The following is a 26,149-nucleotide window of genomic DNA, read 5'->3' as shown; positions in this document are numbered from 1 at the left end:
ATCGTGTGCCGACGACAAAGCCGGTGGCCAAGTGTTGGTGCGTGGCTTCTCCACATATGGAGGAGGGGCGGTAGTGCGTGCCCATGCCGGCCGTGAAGCGCCCGTGCCGCTCGAAATACTTCTGGAACTCCTTCGGGTCCACGCCTTTGGAATCGCCCTTGCCGTCGCCGCCTGCATCGTGCTGCGGGCGATCGCTGAACATCTTGGCCCACTCACGATCGAAGTCGATCAGTTCCTGGGCGACCACCTGGCGCTCCTCGGAATAAGTACGCAGGAGTTCAGGTCCGCACTGCCCGGACAGCACCGCGGCGAGCTTCCATCCCAGGTTGAAGGTGTCCTGCATGGAGAAATTCATGCCTTGACCCGCCTTGGGGCTGTGGGTGTGGCATGCATCGCCTGCGATGAAAACGTGGGGAAAACGGGCGCCGGTTTCGTCCTCTGGGACATCGTCATACTTGTCGCAAATGCGCTGGCCGATTTCGTACACCGACCACCAGGGGATCTCCTTGACCTCCAGTTTGTAGGGATGAAGAATGCGCTGCGCTGCTTCGATGAGCTTGTCGAGCGTGATACCGCGATTGGCAACCCGTTCCTCTTCACCCAACTTGTCCATCTCGACGTAAACGCGAACCAAATAGCCACCCTCGCGCGGAATCACCAGCAGGTTGCCATTTTCCGACTGGACGGCCACCTTGTAGCGAATGTCGGGGAAGTCGGTCACGGCAAGCATGTCCATCACGCCCCAGGCGTGGTTGGCGGAGTCGCCCACCAGCTGACGCCCGATGGACTTGCGCACGCCGCTGCGCGCGCCGTCGCAGCCGACCACGTAGCGCGCCTTCAGCGTTTCTACTGTGCCGGTATGGACCGCGTCCGTTCGCTCCAGACGCACGGTGACCGGATAGTCGTCAGCGCTCCGGTCTATCTCCAGATCAAGGAAGCGACGGGAATAGAACGGCTCCAGCCGACTTGCCGAGTTGCGCATGAAGTCCAGGTAAAAGTCATGCACCCGCGCCTGGTTCAGCACCACGTGAGGAAACTCCGACAGTCCGTCTTCCGTGTCCTGGACGCGCCCGTGGCGAACAATGCGCCCGTGCTGCTTCTCGTGCGGCTTCCAGAAAGTCACCTCGTTGATCCAGCAAGCTTCCTTGAGAACCCGCTCGCTGAAGTCGAATGCCTCGAACATCTCCATGGTCCGGCAGGCGATGCCGTCCGCTTGCCCCAACTGCAGAGGACCGTCCTTGTGCTCCACGATGCAGGTGCGGATTCCGGGAAACACGGCCAGCTGCGCCGCCAGCGTCAAGCCAGCAGGCCCGCAGCCCACGATCAGGACGTCAACCTCCTCAGGCAGTGCGTCTGTTCGTTGGGCGACGTGGACAGATGCGTCTTGAACGTGGGGATCACCAGGCTTGAAGCCGTTCAGATGAAATTGCATGTTTTTCCACTCTCGTTGGTCATCGTTGATTCTTGAAAAGAGAACATTAACGGTGGGGCTCGGCGTGGGCGGCTACCGCGATCTCAACGGCGCGTGAGGCCATTGAAGGAGGGGCGATGAGTTCTCCGCGCTCAGACACGGAGGTTGTCATGTCTCCTGACTCTTCAGCAGATCTCGACTATCACCGCTCCCCACTATTTGTTCCATGGGCAATATGTAATACTTTAAATATCGTTTTTATATATTGCTTCATGGCCAAACTTGATATTGATTGGCTCGGCGTATTCGTCGAGATTTACAAAACGCGGAGCGTCTCCCGCGCTGCGGAGCGGCTCGGGATTGCGCAAGCCAGCGCCAGCATTGCCCTGAACAAGCTGCGCCACCACTTTGACGATCGCCTGTTCAGCCGAACATCTCAAGGCATGGAGCCGACCCCGAGAGCGCAAAACATATACCCCGAAATTCAGGAAGCGCTGCTGCGCATCGAGAAAGCGCGCGGAACACAGCATGACGCGTTTTCCCCCGTTGAGGCGACGCGCGTATTTCGTATCGCCATGACAGACATCAGCGAGGTCGTACTGCTGCCGAAGTTGATCAACCACCTGCAACGGACGGCGCCAGGGCTGGTCGTCGAAGCGGAAAATATCTCGTTTGCCACGCGGCGGAGTCTTGAGTCCGGCAACGTAGATCTGGCTGTCGGGTTTACGCCTGACCTCGATGCTGGCTTTTATCAGCAGGCACTGTTCGCGCAGAGCTTTGTCTGCCTGGCCTCGCTAGCGCACCCGCGGATTCAAGGATCGGTCAGTCGGCGCGCATTCTCGAGCGAAGGGCACATCGTGGTGACCACCTCGGGGACGGGTCACTCGATTGTTGACAAGGTGCTGGCAAAGCATCGCATCGAGCGTCGCGCCGTGTTGCGAGTGCCCAGCTTCCTGGGCGTCGCCCGGATCGTGGCGCAGACCGAGCTCCTTGTCGTCGTGCCAAAATTTCTCGGCAGCGCCTTGGCGCTGCAGGAGCGTATTCAAGTGCTCGAAACCCCGGTGCCGATGCCGCAATACAAAGTCAAACAGCATTGGCACGAGCGATTCAACTCGGACCCCGGAAACTGCTGGCTTCGCAAAACGATGATGGATCTGTACGCTGGGGCGGCCATGGATGCCGAATAGAGGCTTCAGCCGCCGCCGCGACTGGGCGCTGGCACTCCATCAAGTGCGCCATCGGCGACAGAAGGGAAGGCCAAGCAAAGACGCGCCACCTGCTCGATTCATGTCGCCTGTCCCGGCATCGAACGCCATACCGTGAGCTGCCATCCTCGCGCACTGCGCAGGAGCGTCTGATTCGCAGCAAGGCCGCCAGGGCCAAAGACTTCACCAGCCAGCGCCGACACAAGGGCATCATCCATGAAGAAGTCCGGGGGGCGGTTTGACGTGCCCACGGCCCATGGTCTGCTACAAGCTGGCCGTCAACTGCGCTGCCATGCTTTTGGCCGTCGAATCAAAGGATCTGGAAAGGTAGTCAACAAAAGCCGTCACGCGGCGTGCCTTTTGGTGCCGTTGGGGATACACCGCATAAATATCGGCGGGGGGCGTGGCGTAGTTCGCCAGCACCCGGCATAGCCGGCCACTTTGCAGGTACTTGTCGATATCCCATTGCGCCCGCATCAGGATGCCGTGGCCATCCAGCGCCCAGGCCACGGCGATGTCCCCATCGTTGGTGACCATGGAGCCCGTGACCTTGATCGCTTCAGTGCGTCGCCCGGAGGTCAGCCGCCACAGTCCGTAGGCCTCGTCTCCGTGGTGAATGCTGATGCAGTTGTGCCGCGCCAGGTCTGCCGGTGCGCGCGGGGTGCCGCGTTCGGCGAGGTAGGCGGGCGACGCGCAGAGCAGTCGCTGATTTTGAGCGACCTTGCGCGCGATGACCCGCGCGTCAGGCGGCTCACCGAAACGGATGCACACATCGTAGGCATCCTCTGAAAGCGGCGGCGGCGCCACGGACAGGTGCAGTTGTACCTGGACGCCCGGGTAGGCCTTGCAAAATTTCGAGATCACCGGGGCTACGTGGCTGCGGCCGAAGCCCAGCGTCGCATTGACGCGCACCTGTCCGCGCGGCTCTGACAGGGACCGGCTTAGTTCATGCTCCATGTCCTCAATGTCTGCCAGGATGCGGCGCGCCTGGACCAGGTATTCCTCGCCCTCGGGCGTGAGGCTGATCCGCCGGGTTGTGCGGTTGAGCATCTGGACACCCAGGCGCGCCTCAAGCATCGCCAGCCGCCGGCTCACCGCCGGCGTTGACAGCCCCAGCTCGCGGGCTGCCGCGGACAGGCTGCCGCAGCGCATCAGAACCTGAAAAAACGCCATCTCGGCGGACGCATTCGTGATCTCAATCATTATTCAGTTTATTTTAACAATGGTGTAACTTCTGCGCGATTAGTTGTCGCAGGCAATGACTACATTGGAGTCTCAGTTCACCGATCGTCAGCTTCTACAACGAGGAGACCACATGAATCATCCATTGCTGCCCACCCTCTCGCGCCGCGCCGTCCTGGCCGGCCTGTCCACCCTGCCGCTTTTCGCGCACGCGCAGGCGGGCTATCCGGCCAAGCCCGTGAGCGTCATCGTCCCTTATGCCCCGGGCGGCACCACCGACATCGTTGCGCGCCTGATGGCACAGGCCCTGGCGACGTCCACCGGCAAGACCTTCCTGATCGAAAACAAGGGCGGCGGCAGCACGACGATCGCCACTGGCTATGTGGCCAAGGCTCCGGCCGATGGCTACACCCTGCTGGCCAACGAGATGACGCAAACGATCGTGCCGGCGCTGTTTCCAAAGTTGTCCTTCGACCCGATCAAGGACATCGCGCCCATCACTGTCTTCGCCGAGGCGCCTTATGTGCTGGTGGTCAACGCCGATGTGCCCGTTAAAAACCTGCGGGAGTTGGTGGAGTTGGCGAAAGCGCAACCCGGCAAGCTCAACTTTGCGTCGGGCGGCTCCGCCAGTGGTCCACATATCGCAGGGGAACTGCTCAAGTCTGTCGCCGGCATCGATATGACCCATATCGCCTACAAAGGCTCCGGGCCGGCCTTGTCCGACCTGCTGGGCGGCCAGGTGCAGGTGCTGATCACCGCCGCGCCGACGGTCATCGGCCAGTTGAGTTCGGGGCGCATGCGCCCGCTGGCGGTTGCCCACTCGAAGCGGCTGTCGTCGCTGCCGAACGTTCCCACCGCGGCTGAAAGCGGCTTTCCCGGTTTCAATATTGCGAACTGGTTCGGGCTTGCGGCACCCAAGGGCACGCCTGCGGACGTCGTGAACTACCTCCATGCGGAGATTCAGAAGGTTTTGATGCGGCCCGAGGTCAAGGAAAAGCTCGTTGCCGCCGGCGCAGAGCCGGTTTCCATGTCGCCCGCCGAGGCCGCCCGTCACATTGAGGCAGAAGCGCGCCGCTGGGGAGAGCTGGTTCAAAAAGCCCGTATCAAGTTGGACTGATTTTTCAACAACACACACTCTTTCTCTTCAGAATATGAAAATCAAAAAAGTCGAACCCCTGCACATAGGGCAGTTCATGTTTGTTCGCGTCACCACGGACGAGGGCATCGTTGGTTTTGGCGAGGCGGGCACCTGGGGCCACATCGAGGCTGCGGGCGTCTGCATCCGGCGCTTCGCTGAATACCTGGAAGGCAAGGACGCCTTTGCCATTGAGCATCACTGGAACGTGATGCACCGCTTCAGCTATTTCCAGGGCATGGCGGAAAACGCAGCCATCTCGGCGATCGACATCGCGCTGTGGGACATCAAGGGCAAGGCGCTGGGCGTTCCTATTTATGAACTCCTTGGCGGCGCCGCGCGCAAGAAGGCGCGCATCTACGGTCACATCTACGAAAACACCATCGAGAAGATGCTGGTGGAATGCCAGGCCAAGATGGAAGCGGGCTTCAACGCGTTCGGGCACCTCAACCCGTTCCTCGATGAGGGCCATGACAGCGTGTACTTCAAGACGCACATCAAGAAAATGCGCGACGCCATCGACAACACCCAGCGCATGCGCGAGGTGGTCGGCGACCGGGTTGACCTGCTGGTGGAGATTCATCGCCGCTTGACGCCCGCCGAGGCCATCGTGTTTGCCCGCGGCATCGAAGACACGCATCCGATGTTCATTGAGGATCCGATCCGTCCGGAAAACCTGGATGCGATGGCCCGCGTGGCCCAGAAAATCAACATTCCCATCGCCACCGGCGAGCGGTTCTCCACGATTTACGAGTTCCAGGCGCTGATGGCGCGCGGCGGCGTCGAGTACGCACGGGTGGATGTCTGCCTGTGCGGAGGCATCACCGGCGCGCGCAAGGTCGCCGCCATTGCCGAGGCCCATCAGATCCAGATCGTGCCGCACAACCCGCTGTCGCCCATCGGCCTGGCCGCTTGCTTGCAGATTGCCGCAGCCGTCCCCAACTTTGCGATCCAGGAATATGCCACTGGCTTTGAGGCAGGCATTTTTGAATCCCGTCCCGAGCATCTGGGAAGCAACATCGTGGACGAGGTGCCTCGGCCCTACAACGGCTTCGTGGACATTCCCACAGGGCCGGGCTTGGGTATGAACCTCCTGCCGGACGCGCAGAAGATACGGCCTCCGCTGTCCAAGCCGATCTCCATGCGGCCTCACTTTGACGGCTTTGTGGTGGATCAGTAATTCGATCAGGGGTTCGATTCCGCCCCAGCCCCCAGCCCCCAAAATATCCCGCAAGGGTAAAACCCCCCCGCTGTTCAAAAGACCGTGGGGTTTTTTCTTGCCTGGGCGACGGGACTACCTGGAAAGCACACCAATGACTGCGGCAATGCTCGATTGACAAGGGTATTCGGAGCGGCTCCAATGATTTGCCTCGTTCCAATTAAAACCACGGAGACATAGATGCCCATTCGCCCCTTGCTGACCGGCCTTTCCACCATCCCCGTCTTGGGCCTCGCGCCCAATGACCGCGTTAAAAGCAAATCCGTGATGGCCCGCCTGTTGGGCCCCATGGGCGTGCTGCTGATGGCCTGCGTGCTGACGGCATGCGCCACCCGCCCAGCCGCACCCGTTGCGGAGTTGGCGCCCAGCGGCAAACTTCGGGCTGCGATCAACTTTGGCAACCCCATCCTGGCCACAAAAGACGCCGCAACCGGCGAGCCGCGCGGGGTTTCTGTGGATCTGGCCCGCGAACTGGGCCGGCGCCTCGGCGTACCCGTGGAGTTGGTCACCTTCCCGTCCGCCGGCAAGGTGGTTGACGCGGTGACCGCTGCCCAGGTGGACATCGCCTTTGTGGCGATCGACCCGGTGCGTGGCGCCGGCATGATCCAGACGCCGCCCTACGTCGTCATCGAAGGTGCTTACCTGGTGCGGAGCGATTCGCCGATCAGGAGCAATGCCGAAGTCGACCGCGTGGGCAACCGGGTGGTCGTTGGCAATGGCAGCGCGTACGACCTGTTTCTGACCCGTGAACTGAAGGCAGCCAAGCTGGTGAAAGCGCCCACCTCGCCAACGGTGACGGACATGTTCCTGGCGCAAAAGATGGAGGTGGCCGCCGGCGTCAAGCAGCAACTGCAGGCTGATGCCAAGCGCCTGCCTGGCCTGCGCTTGCTCGATGGTCGTTTCATGGTGATCCAGCAGGCCATGGGTCTGCCCAAAGGCCGCGATGCCGGGGGGCGCTACGTGACCGCTTTCATTGAGGAAATGAAGTCGTCGGGCTTTGTCGCCGATGCGCTGGCCAGGCACAAGGTTGAAGGCGCAGCGGTGGCGCCTGCGGCGCAATAACGTTGAGATGACTGGGCGGCGCGGAGGCCGCCTTGCAGGAATGAGTGGCTTGAAACGGCGAGCAGCTGGTGGGGCCCCTCCATCAATGTTAAAAATCGTATGCTGCGCCTGGCAGCAACGAACGCACACCGTTGCCAGGCGCTGGCAACCTTCTACTTCATCGAATGAATAACAGGAAAACGCCATGAGCATGACCAATCGCTTCACCCGGATCGCATCCTTCAGCGCTATTTGCGCACTGTTGGCATTCCCCGCACTGGCCCAGACCGTGAAGGTGACGCCGCTTGGCGGCATTGCGGGCGAGTTCTGTCCGCAAGATCGCGCGCTGGTCTTCGAGGATCCCAGCGGTACCCGCGTCCTCTACGATCCGGGCCGCACCGTCGCGGGCGCGGATGATCCGCGGCTCGGCAAGATCGACATCATCCTGGTGAGCCACATGCATGGCGACCACGTGGGCAACGCGCACGGCAAGGCGCCGAACTCGGGCAGCTGCGACAAGCCGGATGTGTCGGTCTCGGCACTGCCCAACACCAGCGTCGTCAACATCGCGCTGGCCAAGAAGTCAAAGATCGTGACCGGCAGCGAGATGCCGCCCTTCTTCGCGGCGAAGCTGAAGGCCAACGGTGGCGATCCGGCGAATTCCATGCTGGCCCGCTTCGGCGGTAGCGTGACCGTGGGCGGCGTGCGGATTGCGACCGTCACGGCGATGCACAGCAATGGCGTCGATCCCGACTTCATCGGCGGCGACCTGGGCAAGGCCATGAAGGATGTGGGCATCGCCGGCGACGTGGGCCTCGCGACGGGCTATGTCCTCAGGTTCAGCAACGGGCTGGTGACGTATCTGTCCGGAGATACCGGCATCACGGCCGACCAGGACCTGGTGGTGCGCGGCCACTACGGCGCCAAGCTCGCCGTCATGAACATCGGCGATGGCTTCAGCACGGGGCCGGTAGAGGCTGCCTACGTCATCAACGACCTCGTGAAACCCGCATCCGTGATCGCCTCCCACGCCAACGAGGTCGGCACCGTTAACGGGAAGGTGCGCACAGGCAGCAAGACGGAAGCCTTCATGAAGGCGGTGAAGGTGCCCGTGCATATTCCTCTTTCAGGAAAGACGATGGCGTTCGACAGCGCGGGCAAATGCACGGACGGTTGCTGATTCGCGCCTGCCCGACCCCAGCGTGCACCGGACTGTCGGCTGTGGACTACAGCTACAAAGCGCCAGCACTGCAGGTTTGCCGGGCCAAAGCGTAGAACAATTGCGCTTGAAACCCACTTTCTTAAAGGCAGGCGATGAAGGTAATCATTTGGATCGTAGTTGGAATATTTTTGATTGGACTGGCCGTCGTCCTGGGCCTTGGCAAGCTCATTTTCTGACCGCGCGTCATCTTGCAAAAAAAGCCAACCCATGCGGTTGGCTTTTTTATTTCCGGTCCACGCACACCGGCATAAAAAAGTCCGCGTGCCGCTACAACTGCACCGAGGCGCTGCCAACGCCCGGAAACTCCACCGTGACCAGATCGCCTTTGGCCGCATGGAGAAGGCCTACCCAGGTGCCCGTGGTGACGACCGTTCCGGCCGGCACGCTGCTGCCATCCCGGGTTGCGTGCCGAAGCCAGGCCGGCAGCACGAAAACCGGGTCGGCCAGGGAATGCGTGCCTTGGCGCTCAACCGGCGGCTGCGTGCCGATCTGGACCCGACACACCTGCGCCCGCCAGTCCCGTGGCGCAAAAGAAACCCAGGGACCGAGCACGAGTGCGCCGTGCGACTGGAGGTCGGCGAGCTTGGCCAGCGCCGGCGCGTCCAGTCCTTCGGTCCAGCGCGAATCGACAATTTCAATGGACACGCACATGGCGTCGACCAGTTCCGCCGCTGCGCGCACGTCCAGCGTCTGCGCCAGCGCCGGGTCTACCGCGCGGCCCAGGCGCAAGGCGATCTCTGCCTCGATGCCGCGCAGGCGAAACGGCCAGGTCTGGGCCTCGGCCGGACTGGTCCACACGCCAGCCGGCGGCAGTGCTGCGTGCGTCAGCACGGCGTCCCGTGACGGGCCGCCGGATTTCCAGTGGCCTGCTGGCGCCTCGCGGAACCAGCCGCAGGCGCTGGCCACGGCGTCTTGCGCGGCATAGGCCGCCTTCGCATCGGGCGTGCCGCAACTTGCCGCAGAAATGGCGCGGTGGGTGCGCCGCGCCTCAATCAGATGGTGCGCTGTTTCGTCAATCATGGGGTTGGCTTTCTTTCGTCAAAGTGTGGGCCAGCGCCGGCAGCCCCGCCGCGTTGGCCCGGTCAGTGTAGACGGCGTGGCCGCGCGGGCCACCGCCAGCGCGCGCTCCTCTGAAGCAGGTTGGGACACTACTATGTGGAAGTGATATACACGTCTACATCTGCGCGGGCGGATGGGGAAAAAGCGCGTGGCTTGGCACCGGCCCGGTAACTTGAACAACCTGAAGGAACAGCATGACGAAAATTGGCATGGTCGGCATTGGCATGATGGGGCATGGCATTGCCAGCAACATCCTCAAACATGGTTATCCCATGGTGCTTCTGGACCACCCTGGAAATCAGCCGCTGGAGGCGCTGATTGCGGCCGGCGCCACCACGACACCCAGTGCGGCAGCCCTGGCCGCAGAAGTTGACATCATTATCCTGTGCGTTACCGGAACGCCGCAGGTCGAGGATGTGCTGTTGCGCAGCGGCGGCCTGCTGGAAGGGCTCAAGCCAGGCGCCATCGTCATCGACTGCTCGACCGCCATCCCTTCCTCCACGATCCGCATCGCCGAATCGGTCAAAAAGGCGGGCGGCGGTTTTCTTGATGCACCGATGACGCGCACGCCCAAAGAGGCGGCGCAAGGGCGTCTCAACCTGATTGTTGGCGGCGATCCGGCCTTGTTCGAACGCTGCAAGCCGGTTCTTGAATGTTTTGCCGAGAACATCACGCTGGCCGGTCCGGTTGGCGCCGGTCACAGGCTCAAGCTGCTGCACAACTTTGTGTCCCTCGGCTTTTCGGCCGTCCTCGCCGAAGCCGCCGCCTGCGCCGAGCGCAGCGAGGTCGATCCGAAGGTATTCCTGGAAATCCTGACCAAGGGCGGTGGCGACGGCGTGGTGCTCAATCGCCTTCGTCCCTACATTGAATCGCGCGACGGTTCCGGATTTCGCTTCACCATCGCCAATGCCCTGAAGGACATGACGTACTACACGACCATGGCGCAAGAATCGGGGGCCATGCACGAGACGGCGGAAAGTATCCGGCGGACCTATGCCCAGGCGCTTCAAGACGGCCCGGCGCAGTCCACGGTGCCTGAGCTGATCACGCTCCTGGCGAAGGCGCAACCGGCCGCAACTGGTGGGGATTCAGGTGTGGGCGCCTGATACAGAATTCATTCCTCACGCGCTCCCGGCACGGCTGCCTGGGAGCACGTGCGCAGGCGTTCAGAACGTGTGCCTGACGCCCACCATGGTCCCGGTCTGCGATCCACCCATTGCGGGGTTGCTGCCCGGCGCACCGGAGCTGACCGACACGTTCGTCCGGCTGCCATTGCGAATCGTGCCAATCTGGGCGTACACCGCAGTACGTTTGGACAGGTTGTACATGGCCTTCACCGTCACGATGGTGGAGTCAAAGTTGTCCGCGTCCTTGTAGACCAGCTTTGCGACATGCCCATCAAGGGTCAGCGCCGGCGTCACGGGGTAGGACGCGCCCAGGTACCAGAGGTCGCTCTTGGGCGGGGTAGGCAAGATGCCTGCGGTTTTGCGGTGAATGACACCGCCGCCAATCTTGACGGCGGCAATGTTCACATAGCCGTTGACCATCAATCGTGCGTCGGACAATGAACTGTTGGTCAGGCCACCAAATACCCTATCAGTCCCGACGACGGTGCGTCCATTGATCCTGTCGTAGGCGACCGCTGCGCCCCAGACCTTGGTGTCGTACTTCACCATGGCCGACCACTCGCGGCACGCCTTGGCGTCGGCGCCGTTTTCGCCGGCACAATTGGTTCCGGCAGACGATGGCCCTGCATTCACGGCATCACGGCCGAAGCTGTAGGTGGCGCCTACAGTCAGGTCGCTGAATTTTCCTTTGTAGGCAATTGAATTGTCAGCGCGTGCGTTCGGAATGTAGGAGTCCAACGCGCCCAGGCCGTAGACGGTGGGGCCCACAATATCCGAGTCAAGGAGAGACCAGAACGTCATGGTGTATTGGCGGCCCAGCGTGACCGCGCCCCAATTTCCGGCAAGACCCACCAGCGCCTGCCGGCCAAACAAGCGGCCTCCTTGCCCTGAAGCGCCTGTGTCTGGCGCCAAGCCCATTTCCAGCGTGAAAATAGCGCCCTGCCCACCGCCGAGATCTTCCCGGCCGCGCATCCCGACGCGTGAAGGAATGGTGGCGGTATTGGAGGGCATTCGCGTGAGGCGTCCGACGGACTGCACATTGCTCACAGACTCAATTCCGGCGTCGAGGAGGCCGTAAAGGTTGACACTGCTTTGCGCGTGGGCAGCACCTGCTGCAGCCAGCCCGCTCACAGTGAGGGCCACGAGGGATGAGGTCTTCATTTTTTTCCTTGGAAAGAGAAGGGGTCAGGGGATACAAAAAAGGCCCGCATTCAAAGGTGCGGGCAAGGGAGGGGCAGGGCAGGGCAGGACTGGCGCCGTGCGGGAAAACGCTAGCGGGCCAATTGGCCGTGCGGGTCAATCACGAATTTGACGGGTGCTCCCGCATCAAACTGTGCGTAGCCGCTTGGCGCTTCGTCCAGGGAAATGACCTTGACGCCCACAATGTCGGCGATCTTGATGCGGTCCCACAAAATGGCTTGCATCAGCGCGCGGTTGTACTGCATCACTGGCGTCTGGCCCGTCATGAAACTGTGGGATTTGGCCCAGCCCAGGCCGAGACGAATGCTCAGTGAGCCGGACTTCGCGGCCTTGTCCACGCCGCCCGGGTCGTCCGTCACATAGAGTCCGGGGATGCCGATCTTGCCTGCTGCGCGGGTGATCTCCATCAGTGAATTGAGCACCGTGGCAGGCGCTTCATGCTGCGCACCTTCATGCCCGTGGCCGCGCGCTTCGAAGCCCACCGCGTCGATGGCGCTGTCCACTTCCGGGACACCCAGTATCTGCGCGATCTGGTCAGCCAGGGGCACGTCCGTCGACAAATCTGCAATCTCAAAGCCAACGCTCCTGGCATGCTGGAGGCGCACGGGGTTCACGTCACCCACAATCACCACCGCCGCACCCAGCAGCCGGGCGGAAGCCGCTGCGGCCAGTCCCACAGGGCCAGCGCCTGCCACATACACGGTGCTGCCGGGACCAACGCCCGCAGTCACGGCGCCGTGGTAGCCGGTGGGCAAAATGTCCGACAGGCAGGTCAGGTCGCGAATTTTCTCAATGGCCTGGGCACGGTCAGGAAATTTCAGCAAATTGAAGTCGGCATAGGGCACCATGACGTACTCCGCCTGCCCGCCCACCCAGCCGCCCATGTCGACGTAACCATAGGCGCCGCCTGGACGGGACTCGTTCACCGTCAGGCACACGCCGGTCTGGCGCTCCTTGCACAATCGGCAACGCCCGCACGCCACGTTAAACGGCACCGATACGATGTCGCCGACCTGCAGCATTTCCACATCCTTGCCTGCCTCGATGACTTCACCCGTGATCTCGTGGCCCAGTACCAGCCCGGCCGGCGCGGTGGTGCGTCCGCGCACCATGTGCTGGTCGGAGCCGCAGATGTTGGTGGTCAGCACCTTGAGAATCACGCCGTGGTTGGCGGTTCGTCCCTGGGGGTTGATCAGCTTGGGAAACGCAATCGACTGAACCTCCACCTGGCCTTGCTGTATGTAGACAACACCGCGGTTTGATGACATGGCTATCTCCTGGAGTGATCCTGCTTGTGCAAAAAAGGGTGCCGGGTTTCTCAGTCGGCGGCGATCGCGTTGCGCTTGATGACCGAACCCCAGCGCTGGTAATCCTTGCCGACAACAGCCGTCAGCTCGGCTGGCGTCGATGACGACGCATCCAGCCCGGCCTTGCTCAGCACCGACTGGATTTCCGGCAGTTTCAGGACGGCTGCGATTTCGGTATGGAGGCGGCCGACGACCGGCGAGGGCGTCTTGCTGGGCACGAAAAAGGCGTACCACATGTCCACGTTGACGCCCTTGACGCCGAGTTCCTGGATCGTCGGGACGGTGGGCGCCACCGGATGGCGCTCGTTTCCGCCGACGGCAAGTGCCGTCAGCTTGCCTGCGCTGACAAAGCCCTGCGCCACATGCACCGGCAAAAATCCAGCCATCAACTCGCCGCCCAGCAGGTCCTGCACATAGCCTGCCGTGCCCTTGTAGGGAACATGGAGCATGAAGGTCTGGGTTTCAGCCTTGAACAATTCCATGGCCATGTGGTGCGGGGTGCCAATGCCGGGTGAGCCGTAGCTGATGAAGCCGGGCTTGGACTTGGCCAGCGTGACCAGGTCCTTCATGGACTTGATGCCGGTTTTGGGGTTGGCCACCAGCATCAAGGTGCCATAGGCCGCCATCGAAACCGGTGAAAAATCCTGGGTGGGATTGAATGAAACATTCTTGTAGATCTGTGACGTGATCAGCATGGTGTTGGCGCCCATCAACACGGTATAGCCATCGGGCGTTGCCCTGGCCACATTGTCGGCCCCGATATTCCCGCTGGCGCCCGGGATGTTCTGCACGACCACCGGCTGGCCGAGGCGCTCGGCGAGCTTGGGTGAGACGGTGCGGGCAATCGTGTCCATGCCGGTGCCGGGCGTGAAAGGCACCACGATCTTGATGGTCTGGCCGGGCCAGGCCTGTGCCTGGGACGCGACGGAAAACGCCACCATCAAGCTGCCCAGCATGACGCGAATGGTCATTTTTTTCATGGTTGTCTCCTGCTTTCTGCTTTTATAAAATCTTTACCCGGCCGGCACTCAGCCAATCTTGAACACCGTTTCGGCATTGGTCTGAAAGAACTTCTTTTTGTCTTCGGCGCTCATCGTCATGTTGTCCATGGCGATGACTTCATCGCGCTGGTACTGGTAGGGGTAATCCATTGCATACATCACGCGGTCCACGCCCAGTGTCTGCTGCGAAAACTTGATGGCCGGCTCCCAGGCGACGCCGCTGTTGGTGATGTAGAAGTTCTCGCGCAGGTAGTCGCTCGGTTTTTTCTTGAGCGGCTGCATGCTGTCATAGCGCTTGGACAGCACCGTGGCCCGGTGCATGTAGTCCAGCCGATAGAGCCAGAACGGCAAGGCTTCACCCATGTGGCCAATGATCATTTTGAGCTTCGGGAAGCGGTCAAACACGCCCGAGGTAATGATGCGCAGCGCATGCAGGCCGGTCTCTACGCCAAAGCCGTAAATCGCGCCATCCAGTCCGCACTCCTGGAAGGGCTGGATCATGTTGGCCGGGAGTGAATTGGGATGCAGGTAGATCGGCACGTCGTGCGCCTCGGCGGCTGCAAAGATGTCCCAGAACTTGGGGTCGGACAAATACTCGCCCTGCGTGTGCGAGTTGATGATGACCGAATTCATGCCCAGTTTGCTCACGCCGCGCTCGATTTCCTTGGCTGCAGCCGTGGGGTCTTGCGGTGCGACGGCGATCATGCCGACAAATCGGGTCGGGTGCCGGTGTACGGCCTCGGCCAACTGGTCGTTGGCAATCTGGCTGAACGACACCGCCGTGGCCTTGTCCATGACCTGCACGCCCGGCGCGGTCAGTGCAATCACCTGCTTGTCAATGCCGCACTCGTCCATGTGCTGCAGGCGCAACTGGTCCAGGTCCTGCAGGCAGCGCATGATGTGCTGGGCACGGTCGCTGGGGCTGCTCATGTAAAACCCCATCAGGCCCTTGAACCCGGGGTCGGCATCGCCCTTTTCAATGATCTTGCGGTAGATCGCCAGCATCTCGGGCGGCGCGAAGGCCTCTTCGGTCGCAATGCGCTGGTAGGCGCTTGACTTGGGGTGGTCGGCTGTCGCCGCTGCGGGTGCGTTCATGTGTGTCATCTCTTTTCTGGATAACGTGCATGGTAATTAAGTTTAAACTAGATGACAATGTGGAATTTTTCTCGTAATCCTTTCGCGATTCGCGATAAATCATGGACACACTCGCCAACCTCAAAGCTTTCGTTGCCAGTGCGGAAGCAGGAAGCTTTTCCGGCGCGGCCCGCCAATTGGGCATCGTTCCGTCGGTGGTTTCCAAGCGCATCGATCAGCTGGAATGGCGCATCAAGGCGCCCCTTTTCATACGCACCACGCGCAAGCTCACACTCACAGACGTTGGCGACCGCTATCTGCGCACGGTAAGGGATGCGATACGCCAGGTGGATGACGCGCTGTCCGGCATGGCGCGGGCCAGCGGCGGGCTGGAGGGGCATATCCGGGTCAAGGTGCCGACCACGCTGGGCGTTCTGTACCTGAGCGAGATCCTCAACGGCTTCTTGCGCAGCCAGCCCATGATCAGCATGGATATTGTGCTGGCAGACCGCTCCGTCAACCCGGTCGAGGAAGGGTTTGACATTGCCATCGGCGCGCGGCCCGAGCTTTACGGGCATGTGCAGGACCGGCCGCTGTGCCTGCTGAAAAGACGCGTGTGCGCCTCGCCCGCTTACCTGCAGCGCCGGGGCATGCCCCTGCACCCGGGCGAACTGGTGGATCACGAGTGTCTGGTCTTCACCACCTCCGGCACCCGGTGGGAATTCGAGAGCCCGCAGGGCCCGGTGGGCATTGAGGTGCGTGCCAAACTGCAAACAAACGACGGCGCCGCCATCTGCCAGGCGGTGATCGCGGGTGACGGCATTGCGGTCATGGGTGACTATCTGGTTGACGAGGCGCTGCGATCCGGCCAGCTGATGGAGATCCTGCAGCCGTTTAACATTCCGGCCCTCTGGCTCAAGGCGCTGGTGCCAAGCAACCGAATCGAGTTGCCGCGTGTGCGCATGCTCCTGGACTGGCTGGAACGCCACCTTCAACCCATCACGCCCTGGGAGCAAGTGGCCCTGCGCCAGCATCCGGCACACACTGCGTCCACCGCCCCTTGATTCTTGTTGCGGCGGTCGGCCAAACACACTAAAGGACGTGCGATGAGATTTTTATTTTTTGCCGCGATGCGCAGCGCCGCATGTTTGCCGGGCACCCCTGCCAGCACGCTGATTTCCGGCCCGCAACAGCGCTATGCGCGCCAGCCATGAAGCCAGACACGGTGCCTGGCGCGCGCTCGGCATCACGCTGGGCCTCGGTGCGGCATGCCGCACGCGGCGTGAAGCGGCTTTTGGCAACCCAGATGAATGCCCGGATTCATGCCGGTGCGGTGCTGGCCGTCACCGCCATGGGGTACTGGCTGGACATCAGTTCGCTGGAATGGGGCTTGTTGATTCTCGCGATGGGCCTGGTCCTGTGTGCCGAAGGGCTCAACACCGCCGTCGAGTTCGTGGTGGACCTGGCTTCCCCGCAATGGAGTGCGCTGGCGCGCGATGCCAAGGATGTCGCCGCCGGTGCCGTCCTGATCGCCAGCGTGGCTGCGTGCGGGGTTGGGTTGGCGGTTTTTCTGCCAAAGCTGCTCGAAAGGCTGTGAGCGCAGTGCCGGCCTCCACCCCTCCAGCCGCGACGCGCTCAGTCCAGGCGCCGCCGTGCAGCCTTGCGCGCCTCGTAGCGACGCATCAGCGGCGTCACTGAAATGCCGTGGGCAATCACCGACGCCACGATCACGGCCAGCGTGATCGACAGCAGTCGCTTGGCTAGCGCCGGTTCTATGTCGTGGCTGATGGCGTAGAGCAGGTAATAGAGCGATCCGATGCCGCGAATGCCGAACCAGGCCATCATGCGGCGGTGGGTGTTTTCGACGGGCGCGCCCAGCAGGCCGATGTAAACCGCGGCCGGGCGAATCACCAGGAACAGCACCGGGATGAACCACAGCAGCTCGGCCTGAAACTTGACGGTGGCCAGCAGCACGCCCACGGCCAGCACAATGCCGACCTCCACGAAGCTCTCAAGCTGAATGTTAAAGCCCTGTACCTCGTTCATCATGTGGGTGGTCGCGTGGGCACCCGAGGCTTCCTGGTGCGCCGTGCTCAGGGCTGGAAAAGGCTGGGCGGCAGGGCCGTTTTTGTGCTCGTGCACACGGCGCAGCGCCAGCCCGGCGGCAAACACCGCCAAAAATCCGTAGGTCAGGCTCAGCAGGGCCAGGCCGTAAGTCAGCGCAATCAGGCCCAGTGCAATGAATTCGTTGGAACCCAGTGCTTCGCGGTGGCGCATGCGCAGGTAAATGATGGCGCGGCCGACCAGCGTGCCCATCAGGTAGCCCAGGCCCAAGCCGCCCGCCACTGCCCACAGCACATCCACGGTCCACCAGCGCCAGCCGCCGTCGCCCAGATCATGCAGGCCGAGCAGGCCCAGGCCCAGCATGACAAACGGAAAGGCGGTGCCGTCGTTCAGGCCGCCTTCGCCGGTCAGGCCAAAGCGCAGGCGGTCACGGTCGCCGGGGTCGCCGACCTGCACGTCAGAGGCCAGCACCGGGTCGGTCGGGGCCAGAATCGCTCCCAGCAGCACCGAGGCGCCCAGGGACAAGCCCAAGCCATACACGCCCAGCGCCGTCACGGCCCCCACCGTGACCAGCATGGACAGCGTGGCCAGTTGCACCGGAATGCGCCAGCGCCGGTTGGTCAGCGGCAGTTCCAGCTTCATGCCCGCGGTGAACAGCGAGATCAGCACTGCCACTTCGGTCAGCCGCTCCAGCATCACCACGTTGGTCAATGCGTTGAGCTTGATCAGCCCCAGGCCCATCGGGCCAATTGCCACACCCGCGCCCAGGTAGAGCATGGCGGCACTCAGCGGCAAGCGCGCAATGAAGGAGCCGGCCAGCGTCATGGCGATCAGCAGCAGGCCAGCGATGATGCTGCCCACGACGAAATCGGAGGGGTCAAGCATGGGGCGGGGCGCTGGAAATCATGCGTCTAGCTTAAGGCCAAGCGGCAGCGGCCGCACAGCCAGGACCTGCCACCTGCCATCTACCAGTCCACCAGGCTCATTCCAACACTCAGCACCTGGCGCTTTCGGTTGTAGTCGAGCAGGCTGTCGCCATAGCCGCTGAACAACTGCAGGTGGTAGCGCAGGCCGGTGTAGTTGGGTGACGATGCGGGCGCCATCAGCCAGTCAAGCTGCGTGGAGCCTCGGGCCTCGCTGCGCAGCGAATGCCGCAGCGTCACGCCCACGGTGTTGGATTTGTTGATTTGCCAGTTGCCGGTCAGCTCGGCCCGGCCCACGTAGTTTTCGATGCCGGGGTTGTCGTCATTGCCCGAGGACTCGCGCAGGCGGCGCCAGACCCGGCCCTGCAGCATCAGGCTGGACTCCTGGCCCAGCACTTTCTCGGCCGCGCCCATCAGGTAGGTGCGGTTCCAGCTGCGCGACAGCGGTAGCGCCTGCCCGTTGGACTGGTGCACCAGCCCCGCGCCCGAAAGCCGGTAGCTCCAGCCCCCGCCCAGCGGGATCTGATGCGGGTAGATATAGATGACCTCGGGTTCGTGGTCTGTGACGCGAAACGGCCGTGACAGGCCCGCGCTGAACAGCTGCCAGTAGCTCTTCTGGGTGTAGCCAAACCATAGCGAGTCGTGGTCGCTGCCTTCGCCGTCGCTGCTTTTGAGCATGCCTTTGGCAACCTTGAAGCGCACAGAGAGCTGGATTTTATTTTCGGTGCGCTTGTAGGGCAGGGCGGTCAGGGCCGTGTGGTCGGCCGCCGGCGACGAGGGTTGCACGTTGACGCTATTGGAACCGACCACGGCCAGCGAAATGGGCCGGTAGCCGCGCAGCGAAAAGGTGTCGCAGTCGGTGCCGCGCTGCAGTTCCCAGAATTTGGAGAGTTCGGAGTAGCGGCTGTTTTTGCAGCCTATCGGTTTGCCATCCGGCGACTCGGTGTTCAGTGTGGGCAGCAGCAATATCTGCGTCTCCGGCTGGCCGGTGGCGGTATCGGCGGGCACCGTGGTGAGTGAGGGCGCGGGCCGGTCGGTGCGCGACTGCGAATCGGCCCATTGCTGAAAGCAAGCCAGTTGCGCCGTGGCGTCGGCCTTCAGGATCTGGCAGGCTTGCCAGCCGGTGTTGGACGCGCTGGCGGGCGAATCGGCGGGGGCGGGTGCGCTTTGGGCCTGCGCCAGTCCGCCCGCCAGCAAGCCGGCGGCCATCAGGTGGGTGCATAGCTGGCGCGGGGCCAGCGTCGGTCGTTTCAGGGTCATCAGGGTAGCCGTTGGTCAGGGGAGTTTGGTGAGGGTAAAAGGCACGTCGGGTGCGTTGTCGGCAGCGCTGCGGCTGGTGTCTTTCCAGCTGCCCTGAAACTGCTTGCCGCACGAACCCTCGATGAGTTCCCCGTTCCAGGTGCCGGTAATGCTGATCCGGTCAGAAGACTCGTCCAGCAGCAGTAGCCGGCCATCTTCGAGGTCGCCGGCCAGCGCGGCCTGGTTGGCATGGCTGGCGATGGCCGGTGAGCCCGCCGCGGCCCCGAGGTCGCGGGTGACCAGGCCGGCCAGGCTTTCGGTGAATTCGGCATGCTGCTGCAGCCGCAAGGTGGCCTGGGTGGGCAGGCCGGCGGGCGGGTTGCTAAAGCGCACGGCCCACATGCCGTATAGCTGGGCGGCTTTCAGTTCATGCTGGTCAGTGCATGCTGGTGCTTGATTGTTTTGTGCTGTAGCCCACAATGGAGTTGAGTTTATTGCTATAAAAAAAATAGCAATTCGGAGATCGTTGAACGTCATTGATGAGTGTCTGTCTTGGCAGTTCCAGGCAGGGTCAGCCCGGTAGTTTGCTGGTGGACGATGCGCCGCATCAGCATGCTGGGGTGCCAGGGCGATAAAAAACGCCAAGTTGGCGATAAGGTGCACTATCGCATAAATGCGCGTTTCCCGCCGGGCCTGCCTGAGTGACAAACCACTGGCGGCTTCCTGGCTGCATCAACAGCCTCAGGGTGCCCTCTGCAACTGCCCTGGGTCGAGCAGCAGAAAACGGGCAAATTGCCCCTCTTTTCGGTTGCCGTCGTCGCTCACGATGACGATATGCGGCGCGCCATTGATGACCGCCGGACTGACGCCTTCGGCGTGCTCCAGGCCCAGCAAGCCTGGCACCGTGACGCGGTGCGCCGACGCGCCGGGCTGGCCGCTCCAGAACCAGAGCGAGAACGCATTGCGCGCGCGGGATGCGGGGCCGCTGATCAGCAGGTAGCCGCCCAGCGCGGCGATGAACGACATGCCGCGAATCCCGTGCCCGTCCAGGTCCAGGGCCTGCAAAATGGGCGAAATCTGTGGCGCCTCGTCTGCGTCAAACATCGCGGCGGGATTTTCAACGCTGGCGATCAGGGCGCAACCGTCCTGCAACGGACTGCGAAATCCGATCAGCAGTCGCTGCCCGTCAGGGGTGATCTCCAGCGCCTCGATGTTGAGCCCCCCGCCAGACTTGACGTCCTGAGCCTTCGCCGCAGCCGCCAGAACGGGGTGTACAGCCACCAACGCGCGCTTCAAGCCACCCACCACGGCAGGCGCGACCACGCGGTCTGCGTCAATTCGAAAGCGCACCAGTTTGTCGCGCGACTTCTTTTCAGCGCCGTCGTCGTTGCGTGAATGCGAGGTGACCGCGTAGATAAAACCCGAGGTATCGAGCGCCAGCCCCTCCAGGTCGTCCAGCTTCCAGAAGGCGTCACCCGATTCAAACCATCCCGGGCGCAGCGCCGTGCGCTTGACCACCCCGCTCGCGCCAAGGCTGACCAAGCTGAAAGCATGCGCCTTTTCATCCTCAACCACCAGGAAGCGCCCGTCTGGAAGCTGCTGGATGGCAGAGGGCTCATACAGACCCGTCAGCGGCAAAAATGTGGGAAGAGCGTTGTGCGTCATGACAGGCATTGTCACTTGCGGGGAGGCATTGAGGCCGCCAGGCGCCAGGCAAGCCCCGCCTCCACCGCACGCGCCCAACGGCCTGTTGGCGGGCAAACACCGATTCGCTCAACCCCGCTCAGCCGGTTTGGGGTCATCGCGGTTGCGGAATCGGCCTTGCCGGCTGCCTGCTACAGGGCTTTGAGTTGATCCCGGGTTTGCGCCCGAGTCTGCTGCTGCGTCTGATCCTTGCTTTGGGTCATAGTGCCACCGCCTGCGCCACCACCCGCGCTAGCGTCTCCAGAGCCTCCAGAACCACCTGCACCTCCAGCGCCACCCGCGGCATACGCAACCCCGCCAAAACCAGGGCGCAGTCATGTTCCAACACGTTCGTGTTGAAGTGCTAGCGATGCTTGAAAGCCGCCGCTGCAGCGAGGCTGTCGGCTGATTTTTTGGCGAACTCGGCGCGCAGGGCCTTGATCTTTTCGCGCGGATCTTCCTTGATGGTGGTTTTGTCCAGCGCCATTTCGGCAATGAAGCGGCTGGGCACGCCGGGGATCATGTCGCGGCCCTTTTTGCGCCGGCGCAGCCAGTTCACGGCCAGCGTGCGCTGGGCGCGGGTGATGCCCACGTACATCAGGCGGCGCTCTTCCTGCAGGCGCAGCGCAATGCTGTCGCTGTTGGCGCCGTCGTCGTCTTCGAGCTTGAAGGGCAGCAGGCCTTCGTTGCAGCCGGCCAGCACCACATGCGGCCACTCCAGCCCCTTGGAGGCGTGCAGCGTCGACAGCGTGACCACGTTCTGCTCGCCTTCGCGCTCGCTGATGGTCGACAGCAGTGCGATCGTCTGCACCACTTCCAGCATGGTCTTGGTTTCCTTTTCCACCACCGCGCCCGACGCGTCGGCAATTTGCCCGCCGCAGCGCTGCGCCATCCAGTCGCAAAAATCCATCACGTTGCTCCAGCGCGCCGCCGCGACTTTTTCGCTTTCCTCGCCGGCGTACAGGTGCTTTTCGTAGTCGATTTCCTTGAGCCAGTCGGCCAGAAACACGCGCGCTTCTTCGGCGCCCACGGTTTTTTTGGCGCGCTGCTCCAGCTCGTTCAGGTAGCGGCCAAACTCGTGCAGCGAGCCCACGGCCTTGGCCGGCAGCACGGAGTTCAGCGAATTGCTGAACAGCGACTCGAACAGGCTGAGCTTGTAGGTGTCGGCAAAGAGACTCAGCGCGCCCAGCGTGGTGTGGCCAATGCCGCGCTTGGGCGTCTTGATCGAGCGGATGAAGGCCGGGTTGTTGTCGTTGTTGACCAGCAGCACCATCCAGCTGCACAGGTCCTTGATCTCGGCGCGGTCAAAAAAGCTTTGCCCGCCCGACACCTTGTACGGGATGTTCGCCTTGCGAAAGGCCTTTTCAAACGGCTTGGCCATGTGGTTGGCGCGGTACAGCACGCAAAAGTCCTTCCACTCGCGGTACTGGCCGCCTTCTGCCAGCAGGCTGCCCTCGGCGCGCAGGCTCTGGATGCGCGCCACGACGCGCTCGGCCTCGTGCTCTTCGCTGTCGCAGTCGAGCACGCGCACCGGCTCGCCTTCGCCCAGTTCGCTGAACAGCGTTTTGGGGTAGAGCTTGGGGTTGGGGCCGATCACGTTGTTGGCGGCGCGCAAGATCGCGCTGGTCGAGCGGTAGTTCTGCTCCAGCTTGACCACCTTCAGCTTCGGAAAATCCTGCGGCAGTTTTTTCAGGTTGTCCAGCGTGGCGCCGCGCCAGCCGTAGATCGACTGGTCGTCGTCGCCCACCGCCGTGAAGCGGCCGCGTTCGCCGACCAGCAACTTCAGCACTTCATACTGCGTGGCGTTGGTGTCCTGGTATTCGTCGACCAGCACATGGCCGAGCGCCGCCTGCCACTTGCTGCGCACGGCTTCATGCTCCTGCAGCAGTTTCAGCGGCAGGCCGATCAGGTCGTCAAAGTCCACGCTCTGGTAGGCGCTCAGGCGTTCCTCGTACTGCGCCATGATGCGGGCAATCACCCGCTCTTCGTCGCCATTGACCTGGCCCTCGGCCTGGGCGGCGTTCAGGCCCATGCCTTTCCAGCGGCTGATGGTCCACTGCCAGTTGCGCACCGTGGCCGCGTCGGTGCTGCCGCCCGCGTCTTTCAAAATGCTGGTCACGTCGTCGCTGTCCAGAATCGAAAACTGCGGTTTCAGCCCCAGCGCCGCGCCGTCTTGCCGCAGCATGCGCACGCCCAGCGCGTGAAAGGTGCAAATCAGCACGCCGCGCGCCTGCTTGCCGATCAGGCTCTTGGCGCGCTCGCGCATCTCGGCGGCGGCCTTGTTGGTAAAGGTGATGGCGGCGATCTGCTCGGGTTTGAGGCCGGTCTGGATCAGCCGGCCAATCTTGTGCGTGATCACCCGTGTTTTGCCCGAACCGGCACCTGCCAGCACCAGGCAGGGGCCGTGCAGGTAGTTGACGGCTTCCTGCTGGGCCAGGTTCAGGCCGGCAGCGGCAGCAGAGGAAACGGGGGGGGAGGACGACATGCGGGGGAGACGCTGAAAAGTTTAAAAGAGCCAGACGGCATCATAGCCAGTCAAGCCCGCCCCGGAATTGCCGGTGACAATACCCCCCGTGCTAAGCATTTTCCTGGTCACCTTTCCCTTTTTTTCGCTCGTGCTGGCCGGCTATGTCGCAGCCCGTCGGCGCATGCTGCCCCTTGACGCTATTCCCGGGCTCAACGGCTTTGTGCTTTATTTCGCGCTGCCCTGCATGCTCTACCGTTTTGGCGCCAACACGCCGATCGAGCAATTGCTCAATGGCAGTCTGGTGGCGGTCTACCTGCTGTGCGCGATGCTGGTGGTGGGCTTGACGATCTGGCTGACGCGCAAAGGCCGGATGGACTGGAACGACGCGTCGTTTGGCGCGCTGGTGGCGGCCTTTCCCAATACCGGCTTCATGGGCGTGCCGCTGCTGGTGGCCTTGCTGGGTGCCCAGGCTGCGGGCCCGGCCATTGTGACCATCATGGTGGACATGGTGATCACCTCGTCGCTCTGCATTGCGCTGTCGCAGCTCGATGGCGCCGACGAGCACGGCGCAGCCAGGGCGGCGCGCATGGCGCTCAAGGGCGTGGTGCTCAACCCGCTGCCCTGGGCCATTGCGCTGGGCACGCTGGCTTCAGGGGTGGGCTTTGCGCTGCCCACGCCCCTCATGGCCACCGTCAGCCTGCTCGCTGATGCGGCGTCGCCGGTGGCGCTGTTCACCATTGGTGCGGTGCTGGCGCGATCACAAATGAATAGCGACTCGCGCACGCCCATGGCCGACTATGTGCCTGTTGTGCTTATAAAGCTGGTGCTTCACCCGGTGCTGGTCGGCAGCTTGGGCCTGGCCGCCATCGCGCTCGGCCTGCCGCTGGACCGCTTCACGCTGACCGTGGCGGTGCTGCTGGCCGCGCTGCCCAGCGCCAGCAATGTCGCCCTGCTGGCCGAGCGCTTTGGCGCCGACAACGGGCGCATCGCGCGGATTATTTTGCTGTCGACGGTGCTGGCATTTTTCAGCTTTCCGGCGGCGGTGGCGCTGCTGAAATAGCGCCCCACGCTATTGCACAAACCCGATCCTGCCCTTGCTGGCTGCGCCGCGTGGCAGGTCGTCGACCTGCAGCAGGCCCCGGCTGGCCAGCCGTGCGTTGCCAAACGCCGCCATCAGGGCCCGGCGCATTTCGCGGGGCACCAGCGTGGCCAGCTTGTCGAGCAAGTCATCGCTGGGCGCTTCATCAAACCGCGAGCCCCAGTCGTGGCTGGAGCGGATGGCCTGGTAGAGCCGCAGGGCGATGTGTCGCGCCTGGGCGGGCGTGAGCGGCTGGATCTCGAACACATTCATCCGGTTCAGGATCGGGTTGGGAATGCCGCGCGCATCGTTGGCCGTCGTGATCCACAGCACCTGGCTCGCGTCGATGGGCACCTCCGCAAACTCGTCCACAAACGAGCAGGCCGTGTCGTGCTCAAGCAGGCTGTACAGGGCGCCCAGCGGGTCGTACTGGGCGTCGCTGGCGGCCTTGTCAATCTCGTCAATCACGATCACCGGGTTGGCGTATTGGCCGTCCACCAGCGACTCGAACACCTTGCCTGGCTTGGCCCCTTTCCACTGGGACGCCGAGCCCGACAGCAGCCAGCCAGCCGTGAGCGAGCCCATCGACACCAGGTTCATCCCGGTGCCGATCAGGTCGGCCATCTGCCGGGCGAAGTGCGTCTTGCCGATGCCGGGCGCGCCCAGCAGCAGCATGGGCGTGACCTCCAGGCCGTCGGTGCTGTCGTGGCTCAGCGCCACATGGCGCCGCACGTCGTCGAGAACGTCGGTGAAGTTGGGCAGCGCGTCATACAGGGGCGCCATCTCGGGGATGCCGCTTGGCTTCATCTGAAAGCGCTCGGGGCCGCGCTCCAGCATGCGCTCGTAGGTGTTGCGCAAGCTGTCGTGCTCGCGTGCGTCGCTGTGTTGCAGCTTGCCCAGCTTGCTTTCAACGTCGGCGAGCTGGTAGACACTTCGCACCTTGGCGAGGGGCAGCGTGAAGGTGGGCGCCTGGGGAACGACTTGAATGGATTCCATCGAGCACTCCTTTTTGTTGAGCAGCGTGGACTTCATTCAATCACAATTTTTACCTTTATGCCGCAAGGCATGCAGCAGCCGCATTTGCCGTGGTGCAGGCGGCAAGGGCCAGGCTAATCCCGGTCCCGTGGCCCACGACCCTGGCCTCTGTTCCAGCCATCAGCGCCGCCTTTGCGCCTGATCTCTTTCGGGTAGTGACTCCTCGGGAGATCCACCCAGGGGCCCGATCTTGCGCGTGAATAGCGCCAGTTGCCGTTGTTGTAGTGGTAGTGGTATCCGCCTTGGTAGTAATAGGGCTCTGGGCCTAATTCCACCACCAGCGGCAGTGCCGGCGCCACGACCAGTCTGGTGCCGTAGTGCGCGGGTTCCACGACGCACGCAGTGAGCACAAGCGCTGTAAGCGGCGCGACTATCAGCATTTTGTACATGGTTGCTCTCCTGAGTAAATAGCCAGAAAAACGATTTATACAGCGCTGCCGACACAGACCGCGAGCCGGGCACCTGCGCAGCTTCCTC

At 62.8% G+C, this 26,149-nt stretch carries 23 protein-coding genes; 9 read left to right on the top strand and 14 right to left on the bottom strand.

Annotated features, from left to right (window positions below; all coding sequences use genetic code 11):
- Positions 1 to 1,432, bottom strand: a 1,432-nt coding sequence (locus tag IV091_RS01090; protein WP_293464133.1) for an FAD-dependent monooxygenase, incomplete at its 3' end; no start/stop codon positions are given.
- 251 nt (positions 1,433 to 1,683) lie between these two features.
- On the opposite strand from IV091_RS01090, the gene IV091_RS01085 reads away from it, so the two are divergent.
- Entirely contained in the window at positions 1,684 to 2,598 is a 915-nt protein-coding gene (locus IV091_RS01085; protein WP_293464132.1) for a LysR family transcriptional regulator, read from the top strand.
- Positions 2,599 to 2,880: 282 nt separating this feature from the next.
- Here IV091_RS01085 and IV091_RS01080 read toward each other — a convergent pair whose 3' ends face one another.
- Positions 2,881 to 3,819 (bottom strand): LysR family transcriptional regulator, encoded by a 939-nt coding sequence (locus IV091_RS01080; protein WP_293464131.1) that lies wholly within the window; start codon positions 3,817 to 3,819, stop codon positions 2,881 to 2,883.
- 124 nt (positions 3,820 to 3,943) lie between these two features.
- On the opposite strand from IV091_RS01080, the gene IV091_RS01075 reads away from it, so the two are divergent.
- The 4 genes from IV091_RS01075 (at position 3,944) to IV091_RS01060 (ending at position 8,373) form a co-directional block, all read left to right on the top strand.
- A complete protein-coding gene (locus IV091_RS01075; RefSeq protein ID WP_293464130.1) occupies positions 3,944 to 4,915 on the top strand; it encodes a tripartite tricarboxylate transporter substrate binding protein in 972 nt (323 codons plus the stop codon).
- Positions 4,916 to 4,949: 34 nt separating this feature from the next.
- The gene (locus IV091_RS01070) at positions 4,950 to 6,113 is read left to right on the top strand and encodes a mandelate racemase/muconate lactonizing enzyme family protein (RefSeq protein ID WP_293464129.1); all 1,164 of its coding nucleotides are present in this window, start codon (positions 4,950 to 4,952) and stop codon (positions 6,111 to 6,113) included.
- A 342-nt stretch (positions 6,114 to 6,455) separates the two neighbouring features.
- Entirely contained in the window at positions 6,456 to 7,214 is a 759-nt protein-coding gene (locus IV091_RS01065) for an ABC transporter substrate-binding protein (protein WP_293464139.1), read from the top strand.
- Between the two features lie 184 nt (positions 7,215 to 7,398).
- Entirely contained in the window at positions 7,399 to 8,373 is a 975-nt protein-coding gene (locus IV091_RS01060; protein ID WP_293464127.1) for an MBL fold metallo-hydrolase, read from the top strand.
- Between the two features lie 309 nt (positions 8,374 to 8,682).
- Here IV091_RS01060 and IV091_RS01055 read toward each other — a convergent pair whose 3' ends face one another.
- Complete coding sequence (locus IV091_RS01055; RefSeq protein WP_293464125.1) at positions 8,683 to 9,435, bottom strand: fumarylacetoacetate hydrolase family protein; 753 nt, start codon at positions 9,433 to 9,435, stop codon at positions 8,683 to 8,685.
- A 233-nt stretch (positions 9,436 to 9,668) separates the two neighbouring features.
- Here IV091_RS01055 and IV091_RS01050 point away from each other — a divergent pair, with 233 nt between their 5' ends.
- Complete coding sequence (locus tag IV091_RS01050; RefSeq protein ID WP_293464123.1) at positions 9,669 to 10,580, top strand: NAD(P)-dependent oxidoreductase; 912 nt, start codon at positions 9,669 to 9,671, stop codon at positions 10,578 to 10,580.
- 60 nt (positions 10,581 to 10,640) lie between these two features.
- Here IV091_RS01050 and IV091_RS01045 read toward each other — a convergent pair whose 3' ends face one another.
- From IV091_RS01045 to IV091_RS01030, 4 genes are all read right to left on the bottom strand, one after another.
- Complete coding sequence (locus tag IV091_RS01045) at positions 10,641 to 11,762, bottom strand: porin (RefSeq protein WP_293464121.1); 1,122 nt, start codon at positions 11,760 to 11,762, stop codon at positions 10,641 to 10,643.
- A 110-nt stretch (positions 11,763 to 11,872) separates the two neighbouring features.
- The gene (fdhA, locus tag IV091_RS01040; protein ID WP_293464119.1) at positions 11,873 to 13,069 is read right to left on the bottom strand and encodes a formaldehyde dehydrogenase, glutathione-independent; all 1,197 of its coding nucleotides are present in this window, start codon (positions 13,067 to 13,069) and stop codon (positions 11,873 to 11,875) included.
- A gap of 50 nt (positions 13,070 to 13,119) precedes the next feature.
- On the bottom strand, positions 13,120 to 14,088 hold the full coding sequence (locus tag IV091_RS01035; protein WP_293464117.1) for a tripartite tricarboxylate transporter substrate binding protein: 969 nt from the start codon (positions 14,086 to 14,088) through the stop codon (positions 13,120 to 13,122).
- A gap of 48 nt (positions 14,089 to 14,136) precedes the next feature.
- Entirely contained in the window at positions 14,137 to 15,204 is a 1,068-nt protein-coding gene (locus tag IV091_RS01030; RefSeq protein WP_293464115.1) for an amidohydrolase family protein, read from the bottom strand.
- Between the two features lie 101 nt (positions 15,205 to 15,305).
- Between IV091_RS01030 and IV091_RS01025 the strand changes: the two genes are divergently transcribed.
- The gene (locus tag IV091_RS01025) at positions 15,306 to 16,247 is read left to right on the top strand and encodes a LysR family transcriptional regulator (RefSeq protein WP_293464114.1); all 942 of its coding nucleotides are present in this window, start codon (positions 15,306 to 15,308) and stop codon (positions 16,245 to 16,247) included.
- 146 nt (positions 16,248 to 16,393) lie between these two features.
- A complete protein-coding gene (locus IV091_RS01020; protein ID WP_293464113.1) occupies positions 16,394 to 16,780 on the top strand; it encodes a diacylglycerol kinase family protein in 387 nt (128 codons plus the stop codon).
- A 38-nt stretch (positions 16,781 to 16,818) separates the two neighbouring features.
- On the opposite strand, the gene IV091_RS01015 is transcribed toward IV091_RS01020, so the two are convergent.
- The 5 genes from IV091_RS01015 to IV091_RS00995 all read right to left on the bottom strand — a co-directional run bounded on the left by IV091_RS01015 (position 16,819) and on the right by IV091_RS00995 (position 23,577).
- On the bottom strand, positions 16,819 to 18,132 hold the full coding sequence (locus IV091_RS01015) for a cation:proton antiporter (RefSeq protein ID WP_293464112.1): 1,314 nt from the start codon (positions 18,130 to 18,132) through the stop codon (positions 16,819 to 16,821).
- A gap of 80 nt (positions 18,133 to 18,212) precedes the next feature.
- Positions 18,213 to 19,430: a phospholipase A gene (locus IV091_RS01010; RefSeq protein WP_293464111.1), complete on the bottom strand. Its 1,218-nt coding sequence runs from the start codon at positions 19,428 to 19,430 to the stop codon at positions 18,213 to 18,215.
- Positions 19,431 to 19,445: 15 nt separating this feature from the next.
- Positions 19,446 to 19,802 carry a hypothetical protein gene (locus IV091_RS01005; protein ID WP_293464110.1) on the bottom strand — a complete coding sequence of 119 codons (357 nt, stop codon included), beginning with the start codon at positions 19,800 to 19,802 and terminating at the stop codon, positions 19,446 to 19,448.
- Between the two features lie 348 nt (positions 19,803 to 20,150).
- A complete protein-coding gene (locus tag IV091_RS01000; RefSeq protein ID WP_293464109.1) occupies positions 20,151 to 21,074 on the bottom strand; it encodes a DUF3616 domain-containing protein in 924 nt (307 codons plus the stop codon).
- Positions 21,075 to 21,456: 382 nt separating this feature from the next.
- Entirely contained in the window at positions 21,457 to 23,577 is a 2,121-nt protein-coding gene (locus tag IV091_RS00995; protein WP_293464108.1) for an ATP-dependent helicase, read from the bottom strand.
- An 88-nt stretch (positions 23,578 to 23,665) separates the two neighbouring features.
- Here IV091_RS00995 and IV091_RS00990 point away from each other — a divergent pair, with 88 nt between their 5' ends.
- Entirely contained in the window at positions 23,666 to 24,619 is a 954-nt protein-coding gene (locus IV091_RS00990; RefSeq protein ID WP_293464107.1) for an AEC family transporter, read from the top strand.
- 9 nt (positions 24,620 to 24,628) lie between these two features.
- Here the strand turns inward: IV091_RS00990 and IV091_RS00985 are convergent, their stop codons facing one another.
- Both IV091_RS00985 and IV091_RS00980 read right to left on the bottom strand, forming a co-directional pair.
- Positions 24,629 to 25,633 carry an AAA family ATPase gene (locus tag IV091_RS00985; RefSeq protein ID WP_293464106.1) on the bottom strand — a complete coding sequence of 335 codons (1,005 nt, stop codon included), beginning with the start codon at positions 25,631 to 25,633 and terminating at the stop codon, positions 24,629 to 24,631.
- Positions 25,634 to 25,746: 113 nt separating this feature from the next.
- Positions 25,747 to 26,061, bottom strand: a complete 315-nt coding sequence (locus tag IV091_RS00980) for a hypothetical protein (RefSeq protein WP_293464105.1) — start codon at positions 26,059 to 26,061, stop codon at positions 25,747 to 25,749.
- Positions 26,062 to 26,149 lie beyond the last annotated feature (88 nt).

The sequence above is a fragment of the Polaromonas sp. genome (assembly GCF_018780625.1).
Lineage (GTDB): Bacteria > Pseudomonadota > Gammaproteobacteria > Burkholderiales > Burkholderiaceae_C > Polaromonas.
The sequence above is the reverse complement of the archived record's forward strand: the minus strand, read 5'-3'. Positions and strand labels throughout refer to the sequence as shown.